We start from the raw sequence: 8060 nt of genomic DNA, 5'->3' as shown, positions 1-8060 counted from the left end.
GACGAACGCCTCCAGGCGCTTTATCGCAAGCAGGCTGACCCTTTCTCGATTCCGATCAGATCGCGCCTGTGCGCGGCCTTCCTCAAACGCCACCCGGAACTGATCGGAATTTGATTACCTCTCGAATTTCTCAGGGTCGGCGTCTCTTTGGGCCTCCAGCAGGTCTTTCTGTTGGCCGACGTCCATCCAGTATTCATGGATGGGGAAGCTGGTGACTGTCTTGCCGCTCTTCAGCAGGTCGTCGATCACGTCGGTCATATCGAATTTTTGATTGCGGGGGATGTTTTTCACGACCGACGGTTCAAGAAGGTAGATGCCGGCGTTGATGAAGACGGACAGGGAAGGCTTTTCCACCAGACTGGTAACCCGCGAGCCTTCGGCCTCGATCACGCCGAAAGGCAGGGGAGGGAGGTCATATTTGCGGACTCCGACCGTTAATGCCGATGAATGTTCGCGGTGGAAGGAGAGCATGGCCTTGAAATCCACCTCCGTTCGGATATCGCCGTTGATTACCAGCAGAGGCTCATCGGTGTTGGCGAGCATGGACAATGCTCCCGCCGTTCCCAGCGGTTTTTCTTCATGGGTATAATCTATATTCACCCCCAAATCACCGCCGTCGCCGAAATATTCCTTGATCATATCGGCTTGAAAATGGGTGGTGACGCTGATGTTCAGGATGCCGGAGTCGCGGAGTTGTTCAACGATGCGCTCCATTACCGGCTTCTTGCCGACCCGCAGTAGCGGCTTCGGGGTGGAAGATGTCAGCGGTCCCAATCTTTTGCCGAATCCGCCGGCCATGACGACGCCGCGCACCGGCAATTCAAGGTCCAGCCGCTTCAGACTGCTCAGCAGGGAAAGGCCGGCGATCCTGCCGTCTTTGTCCAGCAACGGCAGGTGTCTTACCCCATTCTTATCCATAAGCTCCACCAACTTGTCGTGCGGCGTTCCTATCGGCGCCGTCAGCGGCGCCTTGGGGCCGGGGCCGGTCTTGTGCTCCAGGAAGTCTTGAACCGATTGATCGAAATTCAACCTTGCCAGGATGGCCCTGCGCACGTCTCCGTCGGTGATGATGCCCAGAAAGCGGAGGTCTGAATTAACGACAAGCGCTACGCCCTCGCCGTTGAGTTCGATGTGTGAGATTACCTCGCGCAGAGTAGTTTCCGGCCCGACGCCGAAACGCGCCATAATTTTATCAATGGAGGCGCTCGACGGCTTGGTCATTTTAATCTGTTTTCCAGGAGTAGCCCGGCAATATTTTGATACATTCTCAGTCCTTGGGAAGCGCTACGTTCCGGGTGAAACTGACAGGCGAAGATATTGCCCTGTTTGACGCTGGAACAGAACACATGATCGCCGAAGCCGGAAAGCGAAAAAATTACCTCAGGGTCTTGGGGAACAACATTATAGGAATGAACGAAATACATATAGGCCCCGTCATCAATGTTTTGAAAAACGGTTTTATCCCATGACACGCCTGACGGTCGGTGTATTTTGTTCCATCCCACCTGGGGTATTTTCAGCCGCACTTTCGAGGATGACTTGGGCGCTACGGCATCCGTCGGCAGACGCCTTACTTCGCCTTTGATGAGATCAAGGCCGTCGTGAGTTCCGAACTCATAACTTTTTGACATGAGAAGCTGAAGGCCCAGGCAAATTCCGATCAGCGGCTTTCCTTCGCCGGCCAAATCTTTCAGGGGCCGGATCAGGTCGAGGTTTGCGAGCGCCGCCATGGCGTCGGCGAAGGCGCCTACGCCGGGCAGCAGGATTGCGTCGGCTTCCCGCATTTCGTCCGAGCGGCTTGTGACCGTGACGCTCATGCCTGAGTGTTCACAGGCTTGGCCGATGCTGAAAAGGTTGCCGAGACCGTAGTCGACGATGGCTATTTTCGGCTTTTTTATTTTGATCATGCCGCTTCCTCAATGGGGCGGATGTCGATTTTTTTCTCCAGCAAATACGCCTTGAGTTCTCCGAGATCACAGTCTTTTATCTTTTTGTTTTCTCCTCCCTTGCGCAGGAACTCGGTATTTCCCTCGGCAACGAAAGCCTCGTTATCGAGCGGCAGGGTTTTTACCAGATGGTAATGTAGCAGCGAGGCAATGCTTACCGCGTCGGCTTCGCCTTCGGCAATAACCTGACGCACATGTTCCTTGTTTCCCGCTCCGCCGCCGGCGATGACCGGCACCGGAACCGCCTCGGCGATCCTGCGGATCAGCTCGATATCATAACCATGTCCGGCGCCGTCGTTGGCGATGGAGGTGACGAGAAGTTCTCCGGCTCCCAGTTCGACAGCCCTCAAAGCCCAGCCGACGGCATCGACGCCGCTGCTCTCGCGGCCGAAGTCGGTAAAGGCTTCATACCGACCGTCGGCAAGACGGATGGCTTCGATCGATACGACGATGGTTGACGAGCCGAATTTGCGGGAGGCCTCCTTGATCAGGTCCGGTCTTTTAACGGCCGCCGTATTGATCGCCACCTTGTCGGCGCCGGCGCGCAAGACATCTTTGATGTCGTCCAGGGAGCGAATGCCGCCGCCGACGGTCAGGGGAATGAATATCTCACGCGCCGTACGTTTGATGATGTCGTGGAGGCTGTTGCGGCCGTACAGGCTCGCCACTGCGTCCACATAAATCAATTCATCAGCGCCGGATTCGTAGTAGCGCCGGGCGAAGGCCTCCGGCTTTCCAAGTACGCGCAGCCCCTCGAAATGGATGCCCTTGACCAAGTTCGGGCCTTTGATTTCAAGCCGGGGAATAATCCGAACCGTCATGCGAAAGCCTTCATTTCAAAGTATCCCAAGCAGCATGGGGTAGAACGCTGCCGCTACCGGCGTCCTATTAAAGGCATCGCGCCGAGAAAGGCAATAACTGCCTCTTTCGACCCTGAAAGAATTGCCCGGTAGGCGGGCAATGGAACTTAGTTGCCGACGCACGAAACATTTTTTCTGTTTATTTTCAACATGTTAAATGCCCGTAAAAAGTTGGCCCGCTGTTTGCTAGTTAAGTAGCGGTTAATAATAATTTTAAGGGCTTTTGACCATGGATATTTTCCCGATCAAGCATAAAGCTTTCACCGATGTCACCCTTGACGTTCAAAAGAACAAAGGCGCGATGCCGGGCGGTTTTTCCATTAAGTTTGAGGATATGCTGGCCAAGGCGGGCGGACAAATAAGTTTAAACGGCGACGTCAATGCTCTTGCCGGGCGCAGTAACCTTACTAACGCCAAGGAGCGGGTTGAGCGGCCCGCCGCTTCTGAGAAAAAGAATTTCGAGAGCCGCGATGAGGCGCCGCGCGTTGAGCAAAGAGATGACTCCGGTCGTGAGCAACATGCCAAAATCAAAGATACCCGGGAAAACGACGGCGATGGGCATCAGCAAAAGCAGGAAGATGCTCCGCGTGACAGGGATAACGGCCCAAAAACAGCCGCCGGGAAAGATGACGGCGATAACGCCAAGTCTAAAGAGGCAGCCGGTTCTGATGACAAGGCGCCCGAAGAGACTTCGTCCGTTTCCGCAAAGGCCTCCGCTCAGGATAACAAAGTCGGCGGACAATCCGACAAGGTGGAAAATAACCGGGGTGATTCCGTTGAGCAGCATGCCGAGGAAGTCATTGCCGGTTTGATTGTCGCTGCCCAGAACGCCACCGTCGCCGGCCAAGTCACGGATCAGGCTTCCAATAGTGAAGATGAAGGGTCGCAGGAACAGGTTTCCGCAGAAGGATTGCCTTTGGTCGTCGCCGATGTCGGCAGGCAAAATTCCGTAGAGGGATTATCCTCGGCTCTCGCCGCCGTCGGCAAACAAAATTCCGTTAAGAGCGGCGACAACGCCATTCTTCAGGTCAGCCCCGGTGGACAACAGGCGCAGGCTGATGTCGCCGGCAACGCCGACGCCCAGGCTCAAGGGAATAATCAGGAACAACAGCAATTGCCTCAGCAGCAGGTTAATGCCCAGGCCGCCGTCAAGGACGCTAATCCCGTCAATGCCGCCAACACGATGACGCAACAGGCCGCAGGACTCGCGAAAATGATCGGCGAGGGCAATCGCCTTGCGGTTAACGTCAATGTCGTTAACGAGGCGGCGACCGTGGTTTCCCAACCCGCCGCCGTTTTGACCTCTTCGACGTTGTTGTCCGATGACGGCGCCGACCGGCAGCAAAGCGGTCAGCCGTCATTACAAAATCAAGTCGCTACGACGATGACCACGGCGGCGGCCGGAGTCCAGACCCAGAATCAAAACCAGCAGGCTTCAATACAGAATCAGACTGTTTCAACGGCAGGAACCGAAGCGAAAGGCCCCGTTCAAGCGGCGCCGTCGGCTAATGCCGGCGGATTGCAGGCTCAGGCAGCCGGAGGCGAGAATATGCCCGTTGCCGGCCAGAGCGCTCCCGGTGAAACATCGCAGACCTTCAAGAGCGCCGCCACAGCCCAGGCCAACAACGCTCATCATGTCAACACGCCCAGGCACACGGTGATCGACCAGGTTTCGGTGCAGATCACCAAAGCCGTCAATGACGGCGTGGACAGGATCAATATCCAGCTCAGACCCGAAAACCTCGGGCGCGTTGATGTGCGGCTTGAGGTCGGTCACGACGGCCGGACGCAGGCCGTGGTCATCGTCGATAACAAGGACACCATGGAGCTATTGCAGCGCGACGCCAAAGACTTGCAGCGGGCGCTGGAGGAAGCCGGTCTTAAACTTGAAAACGACGGCTTGAGTTTCAGCCTTCGCGGACAAAAAGGTCGAGACGGCGGTGAAAAAGACAACGCCCACGGCGCCGGCAACGCCGCCGACATCGACGAAGATGAAGACGCCGAATTGATTGACAGGAATATCCCGGTCGCCGCCTACGAAGGCGGCGTCAGGGAAGACGGGCGGGTCGATATCCGCGCCTAGATGAACCCTTTGATGGAGTTTGAGAAATGATACTCGGAGGAATTTCAGGAACGCCGGCATTGGACGACGCTTCCAAAGCGAAGGCGGCTCAGGCGAAGCTTGATGACGATATGAATCGTTTCTTGAAGCTGCTGGTTACGCAGCTCAAGAATCAGGACCCCCTGAAGCCGATGGACGCCACCGAATTCACGTCTCAGCTCGTGCAGTTCGCCAGCGTTGAGCAGCAGATTTCCGCCAACGCCAACCTTGAGAAGCTTTTGGGCCTGCAACAAACCTCGCAGGTGTCCGACATGGTGAACTTTATCGGCAATACCATTGAGGCCGACGCCAAGGTCGTTCCCCTCGAAAACGGCAAAGCCGAGTTTACTTACGATCTCGACACCAAGTCCGACAAGACCGCCATTCTTATCAAGAATTCGGCAGGTCTCAACGTGTTCTCCACCGATGGCGAGAACGGGGCCGGCAAACATAATTATGTTTGGGACGGCAAGACAACGAGCGGATCGGTCGCTCCCGACGGAAGCTATACGGTCGTCGTCACCGCCGTTGACCGCGCCGGAGAAGTTCTGGGCGTCAAGCAGACCGTTTTCGGGCGCGTCACCGGCGCCGGCGCCGAGAATGGAATCGTCAGCCTGTTCATGGGCGACAGCTCGGTAACAATGGATAAGGTGCAGGCAGTCAAGGAAACGAAGAAAGCGGACGTCATTCCCTGACCTCCCGGTTCAGGTGAGTGATAAGTAAAGGATTAAAGGAGGAAAAAAATGAGTCTATTCGGTGCATTGTCTTCGGGCGTTTCAGGACTGACTTCGCAAAGCAGCGCCATGGGCGCCATTTCGGACAACATTACGAACGTCAGCACGATCGGTTATAAAAATACCAGGGTCGATTTCAAAACACTGGTGACCAAGCAGACTTCGTCCACCTTCTATTCCGCCGGCGGCGTTCAGTCGTCTCCGCGCCAGGATACCGGCGTGCAGGGCCTGTTGCAGGCATCGACGTCATCGACCGACCTTTCAATCTCCGGTCAGGGCTACTTCGTGGTCAACGAGGGCGCCGTTCCCGGCATCAATGATCAATATATGTACACCCGCGCCGGATCGTTCTTCCAGGACGACCAGGGTTATCTGCGCAATACGTCGGGCTTTTATCTGCAAGGGTGGCCGACCGACGCCGCCGGAACGGTGAAGCCGGCCAATGACTCGCTGACTATCGCCAACCAGAACATCATCTCCACCGATTATCTGGAGACGGTGAACCTCAACCGGGTCGGCGGCACGGCGACGGCGACCACGACGATCGCTATCGGCGCCAACCTGCCGGCCAATGACACCGCCGGCACGACCCACAAGACCGACGTTCAGTTCTTCGACACCCTCGGCAACGCCAATACCATGAGCTTCGTTTATACCAAGGGCACCCGCGATAATACATGGGGTCTCGGCGTCACGCCGCCTCCGGGCACCGGCGTCGTCACCGTCGAGGATGCCACGGTTCCCACCGCCCTGGTCTATTCGAGTACGGGACAGTTGGAGTTCAACATTCCCACCACGCTCGGCGATACGACCAGACGCCCGGCTCATGGGGCGACGGTGATTATCGATTCCATCACCTACCGCTTCGATACTTCCGGCGCCGCGCCGGCCGATACCGCGACGCTCGCCCAGATCGATATTTCAACCACGACCTCGCTATCCCAGGACGTGGCGGCCCTCGTCGCCAAGGTGATCGCTTCGGATACGGACTTTGATACCGTTAACAATCGAATCCAGGTCAGTTCCGGCAGTTCCACCACCGTCCTTTTCAAGGATGACGGGGCCAAGGCCATCGTTGTCGATCCGACCGGTCTGCTCGATACTTCCGGCTCCGCCATCACCAAGCAGACCTCGTCGCTTACCGCCAAAAAGCCGGACCTAGTTTACACCGATTATGAGCAGATCACGTTCTCCGGCAACATTGTCGACAACGCCGGCAACATCATGACCATTCACGGTTACACCTATGACGCCGGCGTCGAGTATGCCATCGGCGCCACCCTCGCCGCCACGTTGGCCAACCTGGAGGCGGCCATCGAGGCCACCGATCCCAGTTTTGCCGCCGGCGGCTCCCTTATCAGGTTAAGGACGGCCAACGGCACGGCAACCGGCGGTGAGTCCAACAATACGCTGGTCCTGACTTCATTAAAGAGCGGCAGTTACAATCTGGTTCTTCCGTCTGCCGCCCTTCTCGGTTGTAACGCGACCTCGCCGGACGGTCTGGTCACTTTTCACGGCACCACCACCGCCATTAACACCAAGTCGGCCCTTAACTTCACCAGCGACGGCCTGCCCCAGGAGTTCAACGTCAAGAAACTTGAGATTCTGAATTTCGCCAGCGGCGCCGCCAGCATGGACGACGGCAGTTCTTCCGCCGATAAGATAACAATCGACTTCGGCAATGTCCTTGAGGCCAACGGCATGACCCAGTTCGGCGCCGCTTTCTCGCCGACGTTCATCACCCAGAACGGCTCCAGGTTCGGCACCTTCGCCGGCGTCTCGGTCGGCGTTGACGGCGTCATGACGGCGCTGTTCGACAACGGCGAAACCCGCAAGATTTACAAGCTGCCGCTGGCCACCTTCGTCAACGTCAACCAGCTCGGAGGAAATACCGGCAACGTCTGGAACGCCACTCAGCGTTCGGGCGACTATACCCTGCGCGAAGCCGACAACGGTCCTTCCGGCCAGATCGTCCAGGGCGCCCTTGAAGCCTCGACGGTCGATATCGGCGAGGAATTTACCAAGATGATCGTCGTTCAGAGAGCCTACTCGGCTTCCGCCAAGATCATCAGCACCGCCGACGAAATGCTGGCTGAATTGATGAGGATCAAAGGATGATGAATTGATGAACTAACTTACCTACGTCCACGTCCCCCCCCAGGCCCCGGTTCAATTAAAAAGTTGACCGGGGCCTTCGTTTTTACTTGAAATGCGCCCGGTCGATCAGGCTTTCTGGTTGCCCGGTTAATAACCACAGAGGCACAGATGCGCAGAGAAGATTAAGTGAAGTTTTCTTCCTGCTTTTTTTATTTATCTCTATCTTCCTCTGTGTCTCTGAGCCTCTGTTGTCTAATTCCGGTTCTGCCGTCAAGCTCTTCCGAACCTTTCTTTTGTCCTTCACCGGGAACACGGTTGTCTC

General features: G+C 56.5%; 6 protein-coding genes and 1 pseudogene. 3 read left to right on the top strand and 4 right to left on the bottom strand.

Annotated elements, in window-relative coordinates:
• Window positions 1-114 precede the first annotated feature (114 nt).
• The 3 genes from A3H92_03950 to A3H92_03940 are packed head-to-tail and all read right to left on the bottom strand — an operon-like array spanning window position 115 to window position 2767.
• Window positions 115-1221, bottom strand: coding sequence for a hypothetical protein (locus A3H92_03950; GenBank protein OHC76211.1), 1107 nt, complete (start codon window positions 1219-1221; stop codon window positions 115-117).
• Window positions 1218-1907, bottom strand: a complete 690-nt coding sequence (locus A3H92_03945) for an imidazole glycerol phosphate synthase, glutamine amidotransferase subunit (GenBank protein ID OHC76210.1) — start codon at window positions 1905-1907, stop codon at window positions 1218-1220. Before A3H92_03945 ends, A3H92_03950 begins: the two co-directional genes overlap by 4 nt.
• On the bottom strand, window positions 1904-2767 hold the full coding sequence (locus A3H92_03940) for an imidazole glycerol phosphate synthase subunit HisF (GenBank protein ID OHC76209.1): 864 nt from the start codon (window positions 2765-2767) through the stop codon (window positions 1904-1906). Before A3H92_03940 ends, A3H92_03945 begins: the two co-directional genes overlap by 4 nt.
• A 268-nt stretch (window positions 2768-3035) precedes the next feature.
• Here A3H92_03940 and A3H92_03935 point away from each other — a divergent pair, with 268 nt between their 5' ends.
• From A3H92_03935 to A3H92_03925, 3 genes are all read left to right on the top strand, one after another.
• Window positions 3036-4889 (top strand): hypothetical protein, encoded by a 1854-nt coding sequence (locus A3H92_03935; GenBank protein OHC76208.1) that lies wholly within the window; start codon window positions 3036-3038, stop codon window positions 4887-4889.
• Between the two features lie 26 nt (window positions 4890-4915).
• Window positions 4916-5602, top strand: a complete 687-nt coding sequence (locus tag A3H92_03930) for a hypothetical protein (GenBank protein OHC76207.1) — start codon at window positions 4916-4918, stop codon at window positions 5600-5602.
• A gap of 108 nt (window positions 5603-5710) precedes the next feature.
• Window positions 5711-7759: a hypothetical protein gene (locus A3H92_03925; GenBank protein OHC76206.1), complete on the top strand. Its 2049-nt coding sequence runs from the start codon at window positions 5711-5713 to the stop codon at window positions 7757-7759.
• Window positions 7760-7841: 82 nt separating this feature from the next.
• Here the strand turns inward: A3H92_03925 and A3H92_03920 are convergent.
• Window positions 7842-8060: pseudogene (locus A3H92_03920) on the bottom strand (hypothetical protein).

This window comes from Rhodospirillales bacterium RIFCSPLOWO2_02_FULL_58_16 (assembly GCA_001830425.1).
GTDB lineage: Bacteria > Pseudomonadota > Alphaproteobacteria > Rhodospirillales > 2-02-FULL-58-16 > 2-02-FULL-58-16.
The sequence above is the reverse complement of the archived record's forward strand: the minus strand, read 5'-3'. Positions and strand labels throughout refer to the sequence as shown.

What these genes read in the sequence shown, in the direction of transcription:
- A3H92_03930 (OHC76207.1), top strand. Translation starts at nt 4,916, where the DNA reads ATGATACTCGGAGGAATTTCAGGAACGCCGGCATTGGACGACGCTTCC.
- A3H92_03935 (OHC76208.1), top strand. Translation starts at nt 3,036, where the DNA reads ATGGATATTTTCCCGATCAAGCATAAAGCTTTCACCGATGTCACCCTT.
- A3H92_03940 (OHC76209.1), bottom strand. Translation starts at nt 2,767, where the DNA reads ATGACGGTTCGGATTATTCCCCGGCTTGAAATCAAAGGCCCGAACTTG.
- A3H92_03945 (OHC76210.1), bottom strand. Translation starts at nt 1,907, where the DNA reads ATGATCAAAATAAAAAAGCCGAAAATAGCCATCGTCGACTACGGTCTC.
- A3H92_03925 (OHC76206.1), top strand. Translation starts at nt 5,711, where the DNA reads ATGGGCGCCATTTCGGACAACATTACGAACGTCAGCACGATCGGTTAT.
- A3H92_03950 (OHC76211.1), bottom strand. Translation starts at nt 1,221, where the DNA reads ATGACCAAGCCGTCGAGCGCCTCCATTGATAAAATTATGGCGCGTTTC.